This window comes from Pseudomonas sp. HD57-3 (assembly GCF_056113135.1).
In genome coordinates this window covers 1185092-1203978 of record NZ_CM148568.1, presented here as the reverse complement: position 1 = coordinate 1203978, position 18887 = coordinate 1185092, and the positions used below count along the sequence as shown (strand labels likewise).

Genomic DNA, 18887 nt, shown 5'->3' with positions numbered 1-18887 from the left:
AGGCTTACGCAACGGGGGCTTTGGAGGGAACAGCTCAATGCTTAGTGATGCTCACGGGTCGCACGGAATTTCACGTCCGGCCAGCGCTCTTCCATCAGGGCCAGGTTGACGCGGGTCGGTGCGAGGTAGGTCAGGTGACCGCCGCCGTCCAGTGCCAGGTTTTCCACCGCCTTGTTGGAGAACTCCTCCAGCTTCTTCTTGTCGCTGCATTCGATCCAGCGCGCGGAGTACACGGTGATCGGCTCGTAGGAGCACTCGACCTTGTATTCCTCTTTCAGGCGGCTGGCGACCACATCGAACTGCAGCACACCGACGGCGCCGAGGATGATGTCGTTGCTGCGCTCCGGGAAGAACACCTGGGTCGCGCCTTCTTCGGCCAGCTGTTGCAGGCCCTGGCGCAATTGCTTGGATTTCAGCGGATCGCGCAGGCGTACGCGGCGGAACAGTTCCGGGGCGAAGTGCGGGATACCGGTGAAGCCCAGGGTTTCGCCTTCGCTGAAGGTGTCGCCGATCTGGATCGTGCCGTGGTTGTGCAGACCGATGATGTCACCGGCATACGCCTCTTCCAGTTGCTCACGCTCGGAAGAGAAGAACGTCAGGGCGTCGCCGATGCGCACGTCCTTGCCGGTCCGCACGTGGCGCATCTTCATGCCTTTCTCGTACTTGCCGGAGCAGATACGCATGAAGGCGATGCGGTCGCGGTGTTTCGGGTCCATGTTCGCCTGGATCTTGAAGATGAAGCCCGAGAATTTCTCTTCCACCGGCTCCACGGTGCGCTCGTTGGCTACGCGTGGCAGCGGGCGCGGGGCCCAGTCGACCACGGCGTCGAGCACGTGGTCGACACCGAAGTTGCCCAGTGCAGTACCGAAGAACACCGGGGTCAGTTGACCGTCGATGAACTCCTGCTGGTTGAACTCGTGGCAGGCGCCCTGCACCAGTTCCAGCTGCTCGAGGAAACGATCGTACTCGTCGCCCAGGTGAGCGCGGGCTTCGTCGGAGTCGAGCTTCTCGATGATCTTGGTTTCGGTGCGTTCGTGACCGTGACCGGCGGTGTAGACAATGATGTAGTCGTCGGCCAGGTGGTACACGCCCTTGAAGTCGCGGTAGCAACCGATCGGCCAGGTGATCGGCGCAGCCTTGATCTTCAGGACGGCTTCGATTTCGTCGAGCAGTTCGATCGGGTCGCGGATGTCACGGTCGAGTTTGTTGATGAAGCTGACGATCGGCGTGTCACGCAGACGGCAGACGTCCATCAGGGCGATGGTCCGTGGCTCAACACCTTTACCGCCGTCGAGAACCATCAGGGCCGAGTCCACCGCCGTCAGGGTGCGGTAGGTGTCTTCGGAGAAGTCTTCGTGGCCCGGGGTGTCGAGCAGGTTGATCATGTGTTCGCGATATGGGAACTGCATGACCGACGTGGTGATCGAGATGCCCCGCTGCTTTTCCATCTCCATCCAGTCGGATGTCGCGTGGCGGTCGGATTTACGGGATTTCACCGTACCGGCCACAGCAATCGCCTTGCCCATCAGCAAGAGCTTTTCGGTGATGGTGGTTTTACCGGCATCGGGGTGGGAAATAATGGCGAAAGTGCGGCGTTTCGCGACTTCGGCGGCCTGTCTGGTCATGGGAAATCGCCTGGCGGTGATTCAAAAAAGGGCGGCGATTATAGCCCAACTCGATTCAATAACCGAACCGTTGAGCACATTAAGGGTGGCCAAATGCTGCCTCAGATGGGAACCTTTTAAAGCACGGAGACGTCCATCCCCTGTTACGACAATTCGTCAGGGGCTGAAAAATCAGCAAGTTAGCCTGACGAGGCTGCGCTCATGGCTCGCTTTCAGACCGCTTTTGCCGGACTGAAAAAAAGCTGCTTCTCGCGAACGCTGACTTCGGCAGCCAGGCATGGCATGCCACACGGAGCAGCGCTCGCCGACTACAAAAAAAGGAGTCCGCCTGTGGCTATCCGCTATGGCAAAGGGCTGATGGGAGGTGCGGTGGTAATCGCGCTCCTGGCCCTGCTGGTCCGCTGGATCGGCATCAACACGATCGAACACTACCGCGACGATTTGTTGTTTTACCTGCAAGCTCATCTGATTCTCGTCCTCGCTTCAATGCTGGCCGCCCTGGTCGTGGGCATTCCCGCCGGTATTTTCCTGAGCCGCCCGACCATGGTCGGCCGCGCCGAACGCTTCATGCAGATCTTCAACATCGGCAACACCGTGCCACCGCTGGCCGTGCTGGCCATTGCCCTGGGGATTCTCGGCATCGGCAGCGGTCCGGCGATCTTCGCTTTGTTCCTCGCCTCGCTGTTGCCGATTGTGCGCAACACCTATGAAGGCCTGAAAAACGTCCAGGGTTCGCTGAAAGAAGCCGCCGTCGGCATCGGCATGACCCCGCGTCAGGTGCTGTGGAAAGTCGAATTGCCCAACGCCGTGCCGATCATCGTCGGCGGTGTGCGGGTAGCGCTGGCGATCAACGTCGGTACGGCGCCGCTGGCGTTCCTGATCGGCGCCAACAGCCTCGGCAGCCTGATCTTCCCCGGCATCGCCCTGAACAATCAGCCGCAACTGCTGCTCGGCGCCGCGTGCACCGCGCTGCTGGCCCTGCTGCTCGATGGCGTGGTCACCCTCGCCAGCCGTCTCTGGCTGGAACGCGGTTTGCGTCCGTCTTAAGGCCTCGCGAAGGAATATTTATGAAAAGACTTAGTTTGATTCTGGGCTGCTTGCTGCTATTCGCAGGTATCGCCCAAGCCGCCGACAAACCGGTGATTCGCCTTGGCGCCCGGGTGTTCACCGAGCAGACCCTGCTCGCGGAAATCACCGCGCAATACCTGCGCAGCAAAGGCTACGACGCGCAGATCACCGGCGGCCTGGGCAGCAACCTGGCCCGCAGCGCCCACGAAAGCGGGCAGCTGGACATGCTCTGGGAATACACCGGTGTGTCGCTGGTGGCCTACAACCATGTCACTGAAAAACTCGACAGCGAACAGTCCTACGCCCGGGTGAAAGAACTCGACGCGAAAAAGGGCCTGGTCTGGCTCACACCGTCGAAATTCAGCAACACCTACGCCCTCGCCCTGCCGAAAAAAGTGGCCGAGGAATATCCGCAGATCAGCAACATCAGCCAGTTGAACGACGTGCTGAAGGCTGAAGCCAAGACCAATCACCTGGTGGCGCTGGACACCGAGTTCGCCAACCGCTCCGACGGCCTGGACGGCATGGTCAAGCTCTACGACATGAATCTGACCCGCAAGAACATCCGGCAGATGGACGCAGGTTTGGTCTACACCGCCCTGCGCAACGGTCAGGTGTTTGCCGGTCTGGTCTACACCACCGACGGTCGCCTCAACGCGTTCGGTCTGAAGCTGCTGGAAGACGACAAGCATTACTTCCCGGACTACACCGCCGCGCCGGTGGTGCGTCAGGCCTATCTCGACGCGCACCCGAAACTGGCGGAGCAACTCAAGCCACTGGCCGAACTGTTCGACGACGAAACCATGCGCCAGCTCAACGCGCGGGTCGACGTCGATCACGAGAGCCCGTCGAAAGTCGCTGCCGATTTCCTGCGCCAGCATCCACTGAACTAAAGGAGGAAAAGTCATGGAATTTTTGAACGCCTTTTCCCACCTCGACTGGCAGCAGGTGATGCACCTGACCTGGCAGCACATCACGCTGGTCGGCATCGCCGTCAGCCTGGCGATCCTCATCGGCGTTCCACTGGGCATCCTGATGACGCGCTTCCCGAGCCTCGCCGGTCCCTTGCAGGCCAGCGCCACGGTGCTGCTGACCGTGCCGTCGATTGCCCTGTTCGGCCTGTTGCTGCCGTTCTACTCGAAATTCGGCCAGGGCCTCGGCCCGATGCCGGCGATCACCGCCGTGTTCCTTTATTCACTGCTGCCGATCATGCGCAACACCTACCTCGCCCTGACCGGCGTCGAACCGGGCATCCGTGAAGCCGCTCGCGGCATCGGCATGACCTTCGGCCAGCGCCTGCGCATGGTCGAGTTGCCGATCGCAGTGCCGGTGATCCTCGCCGGTGTGCGTACCGCCGTGGTGATGAACATCGGCGTGATGACCATCGCCGCGACCATCGGCGCCGGTGGCCTCGGTGTGCTGATCCTCGCCTCCATCAGCCGCAGTGACATGTCGATGCTCATCGTCGGCGCGCTGCTGGTCAGTCTTCTGGCGATCTTCGCCGATCTCATTTTGCAGTGGCTGCAACGTTCGCTGACTCCAAAAGGACTCCTCAAATGATCGAACTTCAAAACCTCAGCAAGACCTTCCAAAGCAACGGCAAAGATGTGAAAGCCGTGGACTCGGTAAGCCTGACCGTCAATGAAGGCGAAATCTGCGTGTTCCTCGGGCCATCGGGTTGCGGCAAAAGCACCACGCTGAAAATGATCAATCGCCTGATCAAGCCGACCTCGGGCAAGATCCTGATCAACGGCGAAGACACCACCGACCTCGACGAAGTAACCCTGCGCCGCAACATCGGTTACGTGATCCAGCAGATCGGTCTGTTCCCAAACATGACCATCGAAGAAAACATCGTGGTGGTGCCGAAACTGCTCGGCTGGGACAAACAGAAATGCCACGACCGCGCCCGCGAACTGATGAGCATGATCAAGCTTGAACCCAAGCAGTATCTGCATCGTTATCCGCGCGAACTGTCCGGCGGCCAGCAGCAACGGATCGGCGTGATCCGCGCACTGGCGGCGGATGCACCGCTGTTGCTGATGGACGAGCCGTTCGGCGCGGTCGACCCGATCAACCGCGAGATGATCCAGAACGAATTCTTCGAGATGCAGCGAGCGCTGAACAAGACCGTGATCATGGTCAGCCACGACATCGACGAAGCGATCAAGCTCGGTGACAAGATCGCGATTTTCCGCGCCGGCAAACTGTTGCAGATCGACCATCCGGACACCCTGCTCGCCCATCCGGCGGACGATTTTGTCAGCAACTTCGTCGGCCAGGACAGCACCCTCAAACGCCTGCTGCTGGTGAAAGCCGAAGACGCCGCGGACAACGCGCCGTCGGTGAGCCCGGAAACCCCGGTGGCCGATGCGCTGGAGTTGATGGACGAGCATGACCGCCGTTATGTCGTCGTGACTGACGCGGAGAACAAGGCGCTGGGTTATGTGCGCCGTCGTGACCTGCATCGTCAGACCGGCACCTGTGCGCAATTCCTGCGCGAGTTCAACGCCACGGCAGCATACGACGAGCATTTGCGCATCCTGTTGTCGCGCATGTACGAGTTCAATCGGGCATGGTTGCCGGTGATGGATGCCGAGCGAGTGTTCCTCGGCGAGGTCACGCAAGAGTCGATTGCGGCATACCTGAGTTCGGGTCGTTCACGCGGAATGAAGACCAATATTGTGTCGCCAGCCGAGGCGGTGGCCTGATCAAAAGCAAAAGGGCTGTTCGACAGCCCTTTTTTTCGACCGCCGGAACCTGAAAGCCGTGATTCTTTTGCCGACGATGAGCCGGCAAGAAATATCAACACATCAGAAGGCTGAATCCGTCCGAAGATATCAGCCCTGACCGGCAACTCCCCCCTCACCTCCCCTTCTCGCCGCCAACGTCGCCGATGTTGAAGTGATCGTACTTATCCATGACTTGGCGCGCATCAGCTTCGAACGTGCAGGTATTTTTAACACCTGAAAATTATTGCGGAACATCTGACCGTCATCTCGGTCGGCTACAAAGAGTGATATCCGCGACGCACGTCAGAAGCGTGCAAAAACGCGACATTTTTAGTTGATCTCAGGCCCCTCACGCCCTAAAGTTCGCGCCGAACGTCCATGCTGGAAACGATCCATCCGGCTCAAGTACTGACGACGAGACAGCAAGGCCAAGGGAAAGAAAGACTACATTTCCCATGGCCTTTTTGCTTTCGGCGACATGCCTTGGGAAGTAGGCGAACCAAAGTGGGGATACGGAGGGCGTTCATTTGCACCCATTGTTTTTACGAGTTTGCCCATAGGAGCTCCCAGCATGTCGATCCAGGTCGAAGACTATTTCGCGCGCGAAACCTTTCAGAAAATGAAGGCGTTCGCCGACAAACAGGAAACCCCGTTCGTGGTGATCGACACCGCGATGATCGCCCAGGCCTACGATGACCTGCGCGCCGGTTTCGAATTCGCCAAGGTCTACTACGCGGTCAAGGCCAACCCGGCCGTCGAGATCATCGACCTGCTCAAAGAGAAAGGTTCGAGCTTCGACATCGCCTCGATCTATGAGCTGGACAAAGTGCTGAGCCGTGGCGTCAGCGCGGACCAGATCAGCTACGGCAACACCATCAAGAAATCCAAGGACATTCGCTACTTCTACGAGAAGGGCGTGCGTCTGTTTGCCACCGACTCGGAAGCCGACCTGCGCAACATCGCCAAGGCCGCACCGGGCGCCAAAGTCTATGTGCGCATCCTGACCGAAGGCTCGACCACGGCCGACTGGCCACTGTCGCGCAAGTTCGGCTGCCAGACCGACATGGCCATGGACCTGCTGATCCTCGCCCGCGACCTGGGCCTGGTGCCTTACGGCATCTCGTTCCACGTCGGTTCGCAACAGCGCGACATCAGCGTCTGGGACGCGGCGATCGCCAAGGTCAAAGTGATCTTCGAACGCCTGAAGGAAGAAGACGGCATCCACCTCAAGCTGATCAACATGGGCGGTGGCTTCCCGGCCAACTACATCACCCGTACCAACAGCCTGGAAACCTACGCCGAAGAAATCATCCGCTTCCTGAAGGAAGACTTCGGTGATGACCTGCCGGAAATCATTCTGGAGCCGGGCCGTTCGCTGATCGCCAACGCCGGCATCCTGGTCAGCGAAGTGGTGCTGGTCGCGCGTAAATCCCGCACCGCCGTCGAGCGTTGGGTTTATACCGATGTGGGCAAATTCTCGGGCCTGATCGAAACCATGGACGAAGCGATCAAGTTCCCGATCTGGACCGAGAAGAAAGGCGAGATGGAAGAAGTCGTGATCGCCGGCCCGACCTGCGACAGCGCCGACATCATGTACGAAAACTACAAGTACGGCCTGCCGCTGAACCTGGCGATCGGTGATCGTCTGTACTGGCTGTCGACCGGTGCGTACACCACCAGTTACAGCGCCGTAGAGTTCAACGGCTTCCCGCCGCTGAAATCGTTCTACGTGTAAGCGACGCTTCAACTGAAAAGGCCCATGCATGCATGGGCCTTTTTTATTTGCGCAGCCAGATCTCAAGATGATTGAGCATCGTCATGAACTCATCGGCGCCCTCTTGCGCGGCGACCAGGTGAAAATTCAACTCGCCGAGTTTCGACGCACGCTCTGCCTTCAATAAGTCATTGAACAGCACGTCGATGCGCAAGCCGGTTTCTTCGAGAAACACGCTGATGGACGAACTCACGGAAGCCAATCCGCTAAACAACCCGGCAATATCAACTTTGTATTCTGCGGCTCTGACGAGCGGATCCGCTGACGAATAAGCCACGTCCCAAACCGGCGTCGTGCGCACTTCACGAAACAACTCCTCGACCACCGTCGGCTGGGTATGACACTGGCACGAGCGATGATCCATTGCTCTGCCAAATACCGACTTGAGACCGAACGACTCGTCATGCACCTCGGCGATGGTGTATTTCAATTGGCGAATCACCGCCCTCAGCGAGGAAAAACGAAGCGCCAGTTCGTGAACTAGGTCCGGGACATCGGTTGGGGGAAACAACTTCCAGCTCGGCGACCTGGATAAGCTGTACAACTTGAAATCCACCTGACTGAGAGGCTCGTTCCTTGAAGTATTGCGGGTGATTTCCAGCGTTTCGGCGGTGAACGTAGCGAGATCCGCGACGTAAGTACTGCACAGGCGCCGAGCCTCTTCGGTGCGCTGCCAGAACGCCTGCAAGTAGCGTGCATTGAAACTGGCGTTGTTCAAACGCGAATCGCTGGCCAGTACCGCCAGTTGATGACCGCTGGCTCTGCGACGCTCAAACACCAAAGGAATATTGTTGAAGGTGGGGTGAAGAGAACCGAGAAAACTTGTGTATCGATCCAGCACGCGTCGTTGCGCTGTGGAGAATTCATAGGCAAGTGTTTTCATGAGTGGCAGGGAAGCGGTGGACATGTCGCCCACCGCCTCGACTCCTTACTGCTGAACAGTTTTCAGGTACTGCCTGACGTCGGCAATTCGGGGGATTGCTTCAGCCGTCCGCAGCTCGACCGGCTGCGACTTGTCTTGCTTGAAGTCCCGGGCGAGAGACTCAATCCGGGTTACCAGATTCGAGAACTCATTCGCGTATCCCCAGCGCTCTTCGTCCAGTTGGTCGAGGACTCGCACCAGCTGAATCTTTCCATCGATCTGTTCAATCTCGTTGATGAGCTTCTTCAACTGCGCCCTTAGGTCAGCCGCTTTTTCCTTGAGCTTGTTGTAAGCCGCCAGCATGTTCAGATAGGAAATGGCCTCACCGATGCCCGAGATCATTTTTTTCAAGGTATCAATGGCGAACAGTGCAATCTGGACCTGCGGTGGCGCCAGCCCCAGGGCTTTCAGGTTATCCAGGGTCAATCGGGCCTCCTGACCGATTTTCTCTACCCCGGCTTTCGCGATCAGCTCGAGCGCTTCAGACACCGATTTCATCTGCTTCTCGAAATCGACGACTTTTTCTTCAGACTTGACCTTCAGTGCCTCCGTGAAAGCCCGATCCTGTTGCAGGGTTACGATCCATTGCGCCGAAGCCGACCGGTCATAGGCGGTACTCAAGCCGTTGTGGGTCATCTTCAAATCGGCCGCGTATTCGGCGACTTTCATCGAAACATTCTTGAGGTCGCTTTCCATTTCCTCGTGGATTTCATTCGCGTCTTCCGGGTAATCGATCAGTTCGATTTGAGCTGTCTTCAGTTTGTTCTGCGTACGCTCCAGATTGATCCCTGTCGTCTGGGCCTTATTACGAATTTCAAATGTGGCTTTCTGGATAGCGACTGTCAGCCCATTCATTGTGCGGACGGTACCCGGCAGATAATTGAACTGTTCGCCCAGCATTTGAGCAGTGACATTACTTGTTTGAACAGCCGCAGCGTGAGCGCGTAAGGCAGCGCCATCAAAACCCGAAACGGCTGGATTATTATTTAGCGAGAACATCACTACTTTACTCCTGAACATCGTGAAACTGCTTCCATACTCTTTATCTGCCGCCGCGAACACGCCCAGCAGTTGATCGGAACTCGCCTTGATCTGTTCCCACGGATCAATAATGCCGAGAATCTGGTTCTTGAACTTCCTCAGGGACGTTGCCTCCTGAAGCAGATCAACTTCTTTGACGGAGGCATATATATAGGTGCTCAGCGCATTCCATACCAGCATCAGGTTTTGCGTAGCGACTTCAGCCTCGATCGCTACATAGCTGAGATTCTGCAAATCATCGCGCACTTTGTTCAGGGAACTCAGCGTCTGGTTTTTGCTGGCCATTACCTGGTTGGAGGTCTGTTGTTCCGCCTTCAACCGGTTTCGCTCCTTACGGATCTTTTCAGCCTTGACGCCTTGATAGATACCGAGAATCAAACCACCGATATTCAGGGTCGCTGCCGACCTGATCGCTTCTTGAACCAACTGATCATATTGCTTGTTCAGTTCATCGATTTCTTTCGAGCGCTGATCGATTTCGCCCTGCAGGGCCTGGATGTCTGCCTGATAGGTATTGCGCGACACGAACTCCAGTCGCAGCTTGATTTCCGGCAACACGATCTCGCGCATGTCAGCCCCGAAACTGTCGAGCTCTGACCTGACATCCTCGGCCTTCGCGTGGCACTTCATGACTTTGTCCAGCATGTCATTGAGGTAGGCCTTGATTTCCGGTACATCGCCGGACGGCAAGCCCAGGTCGGGAAGCCCCGGAATCGTGCGCTTCAGCTGCAGATACTCTTCCGGCGTATTGATATCGAATTCTTCCAGGTATCTGGAGGCTTTCAGGTCATCGTAGATTTCTACGATGCCCTTACCCGTACGAATGATGTTGCCGGCAAAAATCTTCAGATCGGTACCCGTGAGCATGATTTTTTCACGCAGCGGGGACCAGCGCTTCGCGTGGTCGTAGGTGTAGGTGAATGTCCGCAGGAAGTCTGTTGCCTTGAGACCAACGCCCCCAGCATCCCCGGCGCCATAGTTCAGATAAGCAACGACGTCCGCCAGCCGAACCGGAAGCGACAGCCCCAGGACTTCATACTTTCGCAGGCTGATAATCTGCTCTTTGGTTAATTGAATACCGGTTTCCCGATTGTATTCTTCACCCTCGCCGAGCGAAGCACTTACAAACATCCGAGGCGCTTTTGCGGCGGCCTCGACAATCTTGCTGTCCATCTTGAATTCCATAAGAGCTCCTTGTCTTCTTCGGATATTTAATAAAAGTCATTTTAGATACGACATCATCGTTCGACTCATTTCAACTTGAGCGCCGACATCGCAAAACAACCTTAGGACAGCAAGACAACAACCAACAAGCATTCAAATATTAGCAATCAAGACAAATAAGCCACTCAACCGAATACTTATCCGAGAACAGCCATATAAACTTGATAAAACCAAATAACCGCAGAATAAATATTTACAAAGCAACTAACTCTGCCAGCCGCAACTTATAAGCGTCGGCCATGGCGCGGATTTGCGGATGTTGTGCATTCAACAAAGACATACTGGCGACTCGCAGGAAATTCACTTTGCCCGCGTCCAGTGCCTTGCGTAGCCAGCCAAGTGCGTCATCGATGCGGCCCTCATCGGCAAGCACCGCGGCGTGACTGAACTGCCCTCGAAAATCGCCGCCCTCGGCCGAGCGACGATACCAGTCACGTGCCGTTGGCAGATCTTGTGGGCAGTGACGCCCCTCTTCCAGATACCGGCCCAACAGGTTCATCGACTTGGCATGTCCCGACTCAGCAGCGCGGCGGTACAGGGCGAGGGCCTGCGCCTGGTTCTCGGGTATTCCACGCCCGGTGGCGTGCAGGTTCGCCAGGTTGTACATCGCCCAATCCAGCCCCGCGTCGGCGGCCGTCTGGTAATGGCGCACAGCAAGTTCGGCGCTGGCCACACAACCCCATCCGTGTTCATGGCAGCGGCCGAGCATGTTGCGCGCCATCAGATGACCTTGCCCTGCGGCAATTTCAAACCAGCGCATTGCCAGCGGCTGATCCTGAGCGATCCCGTGACCATCGAGCAGGATCTGCCCGAGCAGCGCCTGTGCTTCCAGCACCCCCTCACCCGCCGCCAGCAGAATTGCCTGAGCCGCGCGAGCCGGGCTTTCTTCGAGCATGGCGGTGAGGCGTTCACCGTCGAGGACTTCTTCGCGACGTAACCGAAAGTCCGCCACTTACACCTCGACCCAGCGACGCAACAAGTTGTGATAGGTGCCGGTGAGGCGGATCAGCGAAGGGTGATCGGGCATGTCCTGAGTCAGTTGCTGGATCGCGCCGTCCATCTCGAACAGCAAGGCACGCTGGCTGTCTTCGCGCACCAGACTTTGGGTCCAGAAGAACGAGGCATAACGCGCGCCACGAGTGACAGCGTTGACCTTGTGCAGGCTGGTGCCGGGGTACAGCACCATGTCGCCGGCGGGCAGTTTCACCCGTTGGGTGCCGAAGGTGTCCTGGATTTCCAGCTCGCCGCCGTCGTAGTCCTCGGGCTCGCTGAAAAACAGCGTGGCCGACAGATCCGTACGTACGCGCTCGATGCTGCCCTTTGGCTGACGCACCGCGTTGTCGATGTGGAAATCGAAACTGCCGCCCGCCGTGTAGCAGTTGAGTAACGGCGGAAATACTTTGTGCGGCAGTGCAGCCGACATGAACAGCGGGGTTTTCCACAGGCGTTCAAGCATCGCGGCGCCGATCTCCTTGGCCAGCGGATGGCCTTCCGGCAGCTGCAGATTGTGCTTGGCCTTGGCCGATTGGTAGCCGGCGGTGATCTTGCCATCGGCCCAGTCGGCCTGTTCCAGAGCCTCGCGGATGCGCCGCACTTCGTCTTTCTCGAACAGAGCGGGGATGTGCAGCAGCATGGCAATGTCACCTGATGGCAAAGAGGCGGCAATGGTATTGATTCTTATTGGCTGTGTAAAACCCGCTAGACGAATGAACTGGCAAAAACCGTAAGGTTAAATTGTAAAGAATGTAAATTCAGTGCGAATAACAATGTTTCGCAATTGATACGAATACCTGTTTACCCTATATTCCGCCGCCTCAAATCCTTGGGGAGGGGAATAAAAATGGCACGTCAACAAGCACAATTACCGGTCAGCTCACCACGTCTGCTCGCTTCCGCCATCGGCGTGGCAATCACCGCCGGCTCCGCAGGCCACATGGTGTTCGCCGCCGAAAAAACCGACAGCAAAGCCACCGGCAATGCCATCGCCCTGGACGCCACCGCCATCACCGGCGAAGCCCAGGACTCGACGTCCTACCAGGTCGAGAAAGCCTCCTCGCCCAAGTACACCGCGCCGCTGGTCGATACGCCCCGCTCGGTCACCGTTATCCCGCAACAAGTTCTGAAAGACACCGGCGCCCTGAACATGCAGGACGCGCTGCGCACCGTACCGGGCATCACCTTCGGTGCCGGTGAAGGCGGCAACCCGCAGGGCGACCGTCCGTTCATCCGTGGTTTCGACGCCCAGGGCGACACCTACCTCGACGGCGTGCGCGACACCGGTTCGCAGAGCCGCGAAATCTTCGCTGTGGAAAACATCGAAGTCAGCAAGGGCCCGAACTCCGCCATCGGTGGTCGCGGCGCGGCGGGCGGCAGCATCAACCTGGTGAGCAAGAAAGCGCACCTGGGCAACTCGTTCGACGGTGGCTTCACCTGGGGCTCCGACCAGACCCAGCGCTACACGATGGATGGCAACTACCAGTTCAGCGACACCGCTGCCGGCCGTCTGAACCTGATGAGCCACGAGAGCAACGTCGCCGGTCGCGACAAGGTCGACTATGACCGTTGGGGCATCGCGCCGTCCCTGGCCTTCGGCCTGGGCACCGACACCCGCGTCAACCTCGATTACTACCATCTCGAAAGCAACGACACGCCGGATTCGGGCATCCCATACACCATTCCGGCGGGCGGCTCGGCGGCGCGCACCAAGTCCAACCCGGACAAGCCGTACGCCGGCGGCGATCACAGCAACTTCTACGGTCTGGACCGCGATTTCCGCAAGGGCCGCACCGACACCGCGACCTTCGCCATCGAGCATGACCTGAGCGACTCGCTGACGATCAAGAACACCCTGCGTCACGGCACCAGCATGCAGGATTACATCCTGACCCAGCCGGACGACAGCAAGGGCAACGTCAACAACGGCAGCGTCTGGCGTCGTGCGAACACTCGCGTGAGCAACACCGAGACCACCACCAACCAGACCGATCTGTTCGGCAATTTCTACGTCGCAGGCTTCAAGAACAGCTTCTCCACCGGTGTCGAATACACCCGTGAGGAAAGCAGCAAATCCTCGTACAACGTCAACACCGACACCACGCCGCGCACCTCGGCCGTGACCACCAACTGCAACCCGGGCCTGATCGGCGCCGCCAGCGGCTACAACTGCACCTCGCTGTCGAACCCGACCCCGAACGATCCGTGGAACGGCGCGATTTCGCGCAACTACGCCGGCACCGACACCCAGTCCGATACCTACGCGCTGTATGCGTTCGACACCCTGGAGCTGTCCGAGCAATGGCTGGTGAACATGGGTCTGCGTTACGACCACTTCGAAACCGGCTACAAGACGTACACCAACGCTGGCCGCACCACCTCCAAGGGTTCGGACACCAGCGAGTTCGTCACCGGCCAGTTCGGCGTCGTCTACAAACCGGCAGAGAACGGCAGCATCTATGCGTCCTACGCCACCTCCGCCACACCGCCGGGCAACACCCTGGGTGAAGGTCAGGAAGGCAACCCGCTGGGCGGCACGCCGGATCGCAACGGCAACCTGCTCAAGAGCGACATGGAGCCGGAAACCACCAAGAACTACGAAATCGGTACCAAGTGGGATCTGCTGAACGATCGCCTGTCGCTGACCGCCGACATCTTCCGCACCGAGAAAGAAAACGCTCGTGTCCAGGTTGATACCACCTCGTACGAAAACGCCGGCAAGACTCGTGTACAAGGTATCGAGTTGTCCGCCAGCGGCAAGATCACCGACAAGTGGCAAGTGTTCGCCGGTTACGCCTACATGGACAGCGAACAGGTTGACGGTGGTGACCTGCCGGCCAACAAGGCCAACAACGGTAACGAGCTGCCTAACACGCCGAAAAACAGCGCCAGCCTGTGGACCACTTACCAGGTCACGCCGAAGCTGACCATCGGTGGCGGTGCGTTCTACGTGGATGACGTGTTCGGCAGCGTGGCCAACACCACCATGGTCGATTCCTACGTTCGCTATGACGCGATGGCGGCTTACAAGCTGAGCAAGAACGTCGACCTGCAACTGAACGTGCAGAACCTGACCAACGAGACCTACTACGACAAGGCCTTCTCGACTCACTTCGCCAACCAGGCGGCGGGCCGTACGGCATTGCTGAGCACCAACTTCCACTTCTGACAGAAGCCGGAAGCACCGGGCCCCGTTCATTCATTTGAGCGGGGCTTTTGTGCGTAATAAAGAACGTTTCTCGATAAGCCACGGCATAATGCACGCCGTGAACACAATTTCCGAACGGACAAGGCAAGCGACGTGTTGAAGAAAACCCTGTTCCAGTTGCACTGGTTTTTTGGCATCACTGCCGGGCTGGTGCTGGCCCTGATGGGCATCACCGGCGCTGCCTATTCGTTTCAGGACGAAATTCTCAAAGCCCTCAACCCCTCCGTGTTGCAGGTGGAGAAACAGGTCGCCGGCGTCCTCCCGCCCGCCGATCTGGTGGCGCAGATCGAAGCAGCCTCGGGCAAGAAAGTCTCGATGCTCTCGGTCGAGACCGAAAGCGGCAGCGCCGGGCGCGTCTGGTTCACCCCGCCCAAAGGCGAGCGCCGGGGCGAGATGCGTTACTTCGATCCCTACACCGCCGAGTTCAAGGGCGACGCCACCGGCCAGGACTTCTTTGGCCTGATGCTGCAACTGCACCGGTTCCTCGCCATGGGCGATACCGGCCGCAACATCACCGGCGCCTGCACCCTCATGCTGCTGTTCTTCTGCCTGTCCGGCCTGTACCTGCGCTGGCCGCGCCAGTGGAACAGCTGGCGCGTGTGGCTGACCCTCGACTGGAAGAAAAAGGGCCGCAGCTTCAACTGGGATCTGCACTCGGTGTTCGGCACCTGGTGCATGTTGGTTTACCTGCTGCTGGCACTGACCGGACTGTCCTGGTCCTACGAGTGGTACAACAAGGGCCTGACCAAATTGCTTTCCGATGCGCCGCAAAACGAACGCGTGCGCGGCGGCCGTGGCCCGGCGCCCGAAGGTCCGGCGCCGACTGCCGATTACGCCGCGATGTGGGTCAGCATCTACAGCGCCGCAGGCCCGGGCCTCGCCTCCTACAACATCCGCATGCCGCCAGTGGCCGGCCAACCGGCGACCGTGTTCTATCTGCTCGACAGCTCGCCCCATGACCGCGCGCTGAACCAGATCACCCTCGACCCAGTCACCGGCGTCGTCAAACGTGTCGACCGCTATGCCGACAAAAGCTTCAAGGCGCAGTTGCTGACCAGCATTTATGCGTTGCACGTAGGCAGCTATTTCGGTCTGGTCGGGCGGATCATCGTCACCGTCGCGGCGGTGTTGATGCCGCTGTTTTTCATCACCGGATGGTTGCTGTACCTGGATCGCCGACGCAAGAAAAAGCAGATCAAGGATGCCCGCAAAGGCCTCGACCAACCGGCCGGCGATACGCCGGCGTGGCTGATCGGTTTCGCCAGCCAGAGCGGTTTTGCCGAGCAACTGGCGTGGCAGACCGCCGGCCAGTTGCAGGCCGCCGGATTGCCGGTGAAGGTGCAACCGCTGGCGAGTGTCAGCGAGCAGGATCTGCGCGAATCGAACAACGCGCTGTTCGTGGTCAGCACCTTCGGCGACGGCGAAGCGCCGGACAGCGCTCGCGGTTTCGAGCGCAAGGTATTGAAGAACGCCTCGACCCTCGACAGCCTCAACTACGCGGTGCTCGGCCTCGGCGATCGTCAGTATCAACACTTCTGCGGTTTCGCCCGGCGCCTGCATCAATGGCTCGGCGAACACGGCGGCAAGACCCTGTTTGCCCCGGTGGAAGTCGACAGCGGCGATCCTTACGCCCTGCGTCACTGGCAAACCCAGCTCGGCCTGATCACCGGGCAAGCGCCGGTCGACACCTGGCAGGCGCCTAGCTACGAGAACTGGACACTGGTGCGCCGCGAGCTGATGAACCCGGACAGCAGCGGCTCCCCCGTCTTCCTGCTCGGCCTGACCGCGCCGACCTCCCGCAGCTGGCTGGCCGGCGATCTGGTGGAAGTACTGCCGCGCAACTGCCCGTGGGCGATCGAGCATTTCCTCGACGGCCTCGGTATCCGTGGCGAAACCAGCGTCAAGGTCAACGGCCTGGAAGAGTCGCTGGAAGTCGCCCTCGCCACCCGCCAGTTGCCCGAGCACCGCGCCCATCTGGTGGGCCTGCACGCCCAGGCGCTGGTCGATGCAATGGTGCCGCTGGCGATGCGCGAATACTCGATCGCCTCGATTGCCGCCGACGGCGTGCTGGAGCTGATCGTGCGTCAGGAACAGCATGCCGACGGTAGCCTCGGCATCGGTTCCGGCTGGCTGACCGAGCATGCTCCGGTCGGCGGCAGCATCAGCCTGCGGGTACGCCGCAACAGCGGTTTCCATTTGCCGAACGCTCCGGCGCCGATGATCCTGCTGGGCAACGGCACCGGCCTCGCCGGGCTGCGCAGCTTGCTCAAGGCACGGATCGCCGACAATCAACAGCGTCACTGGCTGCTGTTCGGCGAGCGCAATCGCGAGCACGATTTCCTCTGTCGTGCAGAGCTGGAAGAGTGGTTGATCAATGGCGATCTGGAACGCCTCGATCTGGCGTTCTCACGGGATCAGGCCGAGAAGATTTACGTGCAGGATCGCCTGCGCGAATCGGCCGGCGAGTTGAAAAAATGGCTGGCGGACGGTGCGGTGATCTACATCTGCGGCAGCCTTCAAGGCATGGCGTCGGGCGTGGATCAGGTGCTCAATGAAGTGCTGGGCGCCGCTGAAGTCGAACGCCTGATCGAACAGGGTCGCTATCGCCGCGACGTTTACTGACCACACATAACCACTGTGAGCGAGCTTGCTCGCGATGACGGTTTTACATTCAACACATTCGTTGTCTGTTACACCGCTATCGCGAGCAAGCTCGCTCCCACAAATTGTTTGCGGTGAACTCAAGTCGGTTGCAGTTTTTGCTCAAACACCGCAACACCCTCCAGATCCCGCAACACCACGCTCATCTCCCCGCTCTGCCCCTCGATATTCACCTCACCGAAAAACTGAAATCCGGCAAACGGCGAGGCGTTCTGTACCGCCGGCGCCTTCTCGAATACCACTTGCGGGCCAAAGGTCTTGTCCAGCGGATTGGGTCCGAAACTGCCGGCGTTCAACGGTCCTGCGACAAACTCCCAGAACGGTTCGAAATCCTGGAACGCCGCGCGATCCGGGTGGTAGTGATGCGCGGCGCAGTAATGCACGTCCGCCGTCAGGAACACGAAATTGCGCACCTGCTGCGCGCGCAAAAAGCCCAGCAGTTCGGCGATTTCCAGCTCACGTCCCTGCGCCGGACCTGGGTCGCCGTTGGCCACCGCTTCCCAGCGCACAACACCGGGGCTGACCTCGCCATCCGGCACGCCGAGACCGATCGGCATGTCGGCAGCGATGACTTTCCACTGGGCTTTCGAGGCCTTCAGTCCACGCTTGAGCCAGTTCAGTTGCTCACGCCCGAGGAACGGTTTTTCCGCCCCGAGGTTGTCGTCGTTGGCGCCGCGATAACTGCGCATGTCGAGGACGAACACGTCGAGCATCGGCCCGTAACTCAGCTTGCGATAGATGCGCCCGCCGCCATCGGCCGCCTGCAAACGCATCGGCGAATATTCGAGCCAGGCCTGACGCGCACGGCCGACCAGGGTGTGGATATTTTTTTCCTGATAACGCTCGTCGAGCTGCTTGCCCGGCGACCAGTTGTTGACCACTTCATGGTCGTCCCACTGCCAGATCTGCGGCACTTCGGCGTTGAAGCGGCGGACGTTTTCGTCCATCAGGTTGTAGCGGTAATTGCCGCGATAATCGTCGAGGGTCTGGGCGACCTTGCTCTTGGCTTCGGTGGTGAGGTTGCGCCAGATCCGGCCACCCTCGGTGGTCAGTTGCGCCGGCACCGGGCCGTCGGCGTAGATGGTGTCGCCGCTGTGGATAAAGAAGTCCGGCAGGCGCATGCGCATGGCTTCATAGATGCGCATGCCGCCAATATCGGGGTTGATGCCGAAGCCCTGGCCGACGGTGTCGCCGCTCCACACGAAGCGGATATTGCGCCGCGCCGTCGGTGCGCTGCGCAAATGGCCAAGCCACGGTTCGCTGGCGACGCCGGTACGGGCGTCCTTGAAATACACGCGGTAGAAAATCGCCTGATCGGCCGGCAACCCGGTGAGTTCGACGCGGGCGGTGAAATCGCTGCGGGCATCGGCCAGCGCCGAGACGACCCGGCGCGGATGGCGGAACTGACTGCGGGTGTCCCACTCCACCACCATTTGCGCCGGGCGGTCGGCGCGGCTCCAGATCATCGCGCGGTCGCCCTGCAAGTCGCCGGATTGCACGCCGTCAGTGAGTTGCGGTCGATCCTTGACCGAGGCGATGACGGCCGGGGCCAGCCCCGGCATCAGCAGTCCGGCGCCGACGGCTTGCATCACGCGCCGGCGACCGGGATTGAAATCGCTCATGGTGTTCTCCCTGAAAA

Annotated in this window: 13 protein-coding genes; 7 read left to right on the top strand and 6 right to left on the bottom strand. The window is 59.3% G+C overall.

Translation table 11 applies throughout. From position 1 onward, the window contains the following. Nucleotides 1–41: 41 nt before the first annotated feature. Nucleotides 42–1625: a peptide chain release factor 3 gene (locus tag AC0R79_RS05260; protein ID WP_085608055.1), complete on the bottom strand. Its 1584-nt coding sequence runs from the start codon at nt 1623–1625 to the stop codon at nt 42–44. 357 nt (nt 1626–1982) lie between these two features. Between AC0R79_RS05260 and AC0R79_RS05255 the strand changes: the two genes are divergently transcribed. The 5 genes from AC0R79_RS05255 to AC0R79_RS05235 all read left to right on the top strand — a co-directional run bounded on the left by AC0R79_RS05255 (nt 1983) and on the right by AC0R79_RS05235 (nt 7160). Beyond that, entirely contained in the window at nt 1983–2672 is a 690-nt protein-coding gene (locus AC0R79_RS05255) for an ABC transporter permease (RefSeq protein ID WP_474735068.1), read from the top strand. 20 nt (nt 2673–2692) lie between these two features. Next, nucleotides 2693–3586, top strand: a complete 894-nt coding sequence (locus tag AC0R79_RS05250; protein WP_474733540.1) for a glycine betaine ABC transporter substrate-binding protein — start codon at nt 2693–2695, stop codon at nt 3584–3586. Nucleotides 3587–3599: 13 nt separating this feature from the next. Beyond that, a complete protein-coding gene (locus tag AC0R79_RS05245; protein WP_007953690.1) occupies nt 3600–4253 on the top strand; it encodes an ABC transporter permease in 654 nt (217 codons plus the stop codon). Beyond that, nucleotides 4250–5404, top strand: a complete 1155-nt coding sequence (locus AC0R79_RS05240; RefSeq protein WP_007953692.1) for an osmoprotectant ABC transporter ATP-binding protein OsmV — start codon at nt 4250–4252, stop codon at nt 5402–5404. Before AC0R79_RS05245 ends, AC0R79_RS05240 begins: the two co-directional genes overlap by 4 nt. Before the next feature lie 592 nt (nt 5405–5996). Then, nucleotides 5997–7160 (top strand): type III PLP-dependent enzyme, encoded by a 1164-nt coding sequence (locus tag AC0R79_RS05235; protein WP_007953693.1) that lies wholly within the window; start codon nt 5997–5999, stop codon nt 7158–7160. 43 nt (nt 7161–7203) lie between these two features. Here AC0R79_RS05235 and AC0R79_RS05230 read toward each other — a convergent pair whose 3' ends face one another. From AC0R79_RS05230 to AC0R79_RS05215, 4 genes are all read right to left on the bottom strand, one after another. Beyond that, entirely contained in the window at nt 7204–8106 is a 903-nt protein-coding gene (locus AC0R79_RS05230; protein WP_240664977.1) for a hypothetical protein, read from the bottom strand. 21 nt (nt 8107–8127) lie between these two features. Then, nucleotides 8128–10347 carry an alpha-xenorhabdolysin family binary toxin subunit A gene (locus AC0R79_RS05225; protein ID WP_474733539.1) on the bottom strand — a complete coding sequence of 740 codons (2220 nt, stop codon included), beginning with the start codon at nt 10345–10347 and terminating at the stop codon, nt 8128–8130. A 232-nt stretch (nt 10348–10579) separates the two neighbouring features. Continuing rightward, nucleotides 10580–11338 carry a tetratricopeptide repeat protein gene (locus tag AC0R79_RS05220; protein WP_474733538.1) on the bottom strand — a complete coding sequence of 253 codons (759 nt, stop codon included), beginning with the start codon at nt 11336–11338 and terminating at the stop codon, nt 10580–10582. Beyond that, nucleotides 11339–12019: a Fe2+-dependent dioxygenase gene (locus AC0R79_RS05215; RefSeq protein ID WP_127796906.1), complete on the bottom strand. Its 681-nt coding sequence runs from the start codon at nt 12017–12019 to the stop codon at nt 11339–11341. A 207-nt stretch (nt 12020–12226) separates the two neighbouring features. Here AC0R79_RS05215 and AC0R79_RS05210 point away from each other — a divergent pair, with 207 nt between their 5' ends. After that, nucleotides 12227–14548, top strand: a complete 2322-nt coding sequence (locus AC0R79_RS05210) for a TonB-dependent receptor (RefSeq protein WP_085608048.1) — start codon at nt 12227–12229, stop codon at nt 14546–14548. A gap of 132 nt (nt 14549–14680) precedes the next feature. Next, nucleotides 14681–17209 carry a PepSY domain-containing protein gene (locus AC0R79_RS05205; RefSeq protein ID WP_474733536.1) on the top strand — a complete coding sequence of 843 codons (2529 nt, stop codon included), beginning with the start codon at nt 14681–14683 and terminating at the stop codon, nt 17207–17209. Nucleotides 17210–17328: 119 nt separating this feature from the next. On the opposite strand, the gene AC0R79_RS05200 is transcribed toward AC0R79_RS05205, so the two are convergent. Beyond that, nucleotides 17329–18870, bottom strand: coding sequence for an alkaline phosphatase D family protein (locus AC0R79_RS05200; RefSeq protein ID WP_474733535.1), 1542 nt, complete (start codon nt 18868–18870; stop codon nt 17329–17331). Nucleotides 18871–18887 lie beyond the last annotated feature (17 nt).

Excerpts from the sequence above, each read along its gene's own strand:
- AC0R79_RS05260 (WP_085608055.1), bottom strand. The coding sequence starts at position 1,625 with ATGACCAGACAGGCCGCCGAAGTCGCGAAACGCCGCACTTTCGCCATT.
- AC0R79_RS05255 (WP_474735068.1), top strand. The coding sequence starts at position 1,983 with ATGGGAGGTGCGGTGGTAATCGCGCTCCTGGCCCTGCTGGTCCGCTGG.
- AC0R79_RS05250 (WP_474733540.1), top strand. The coding sequence starts at position 2,693 with ATGAAAAGACTTAGTTTGATTCTGGGCTGCTTGCTGCTATTCGCAGGT.
- AC0R79_RS05245 (WP_007953690.1), top strand. The coding sequence starts at position 3,600 with ATGGAATTTTTGAACGCCTTTTCCCACCTCGACTGGCAGCAGGTGATG.
- AC0R79_RS05240 (WP_007953692.1), top strand. The coding sequence starts at position 4,250 with ATGATCGAACTTCAAAACCTCAGCAAGACCTTCCAAAGCAACGGCAAA.
- AC0R79_RS05235 (WP_007953693.1), top strand. The coding sequence starts at position 5,997 with ATGTCGATCCAGGTCGAAGACTATTTCGCGCGCGAAACCTTTCAGAAA.
- AC0R79_RS05230 (WP_240664977.1), bottom strand. The coding sequence starts at position 8,106 with ATGTCCACCGCTTCCCTGCCACTCATGAAAACACTTGCCTATGAATTC.
- AC0R79_RS05225 (WP_474733539.1), bottom strand. The coding sequence starts at position 10,347 with ATGGAATTCAAGATGGACAGCAAGATTGTCGAGGCCGCCGCAAAAGCG.
- AC0R79_RS05215 (WP_127796906.1), bottom strand. The coding sequence starts at position 12,019 with ATGCTGCTGCACATCCCCGCTCTGTTCGAGAAAGACGAAGTGCGGCGC.
- AC0R79_RS05210 (WP_085608048.1), top strand. The coding sequence starts at position 12,227 with ATGGCACGTCAACAAGCACAATTACCGGTCAGCTCACCACGTCTGCTC.
- AC0R79_RS05200 (WP_474733535.1), bottom strand. The coding sequence starts at position 18,870 with ATGAGCGATTTCAATCCCGGTCGCCGGCGCGTGATGCAAGCCGTCGGC.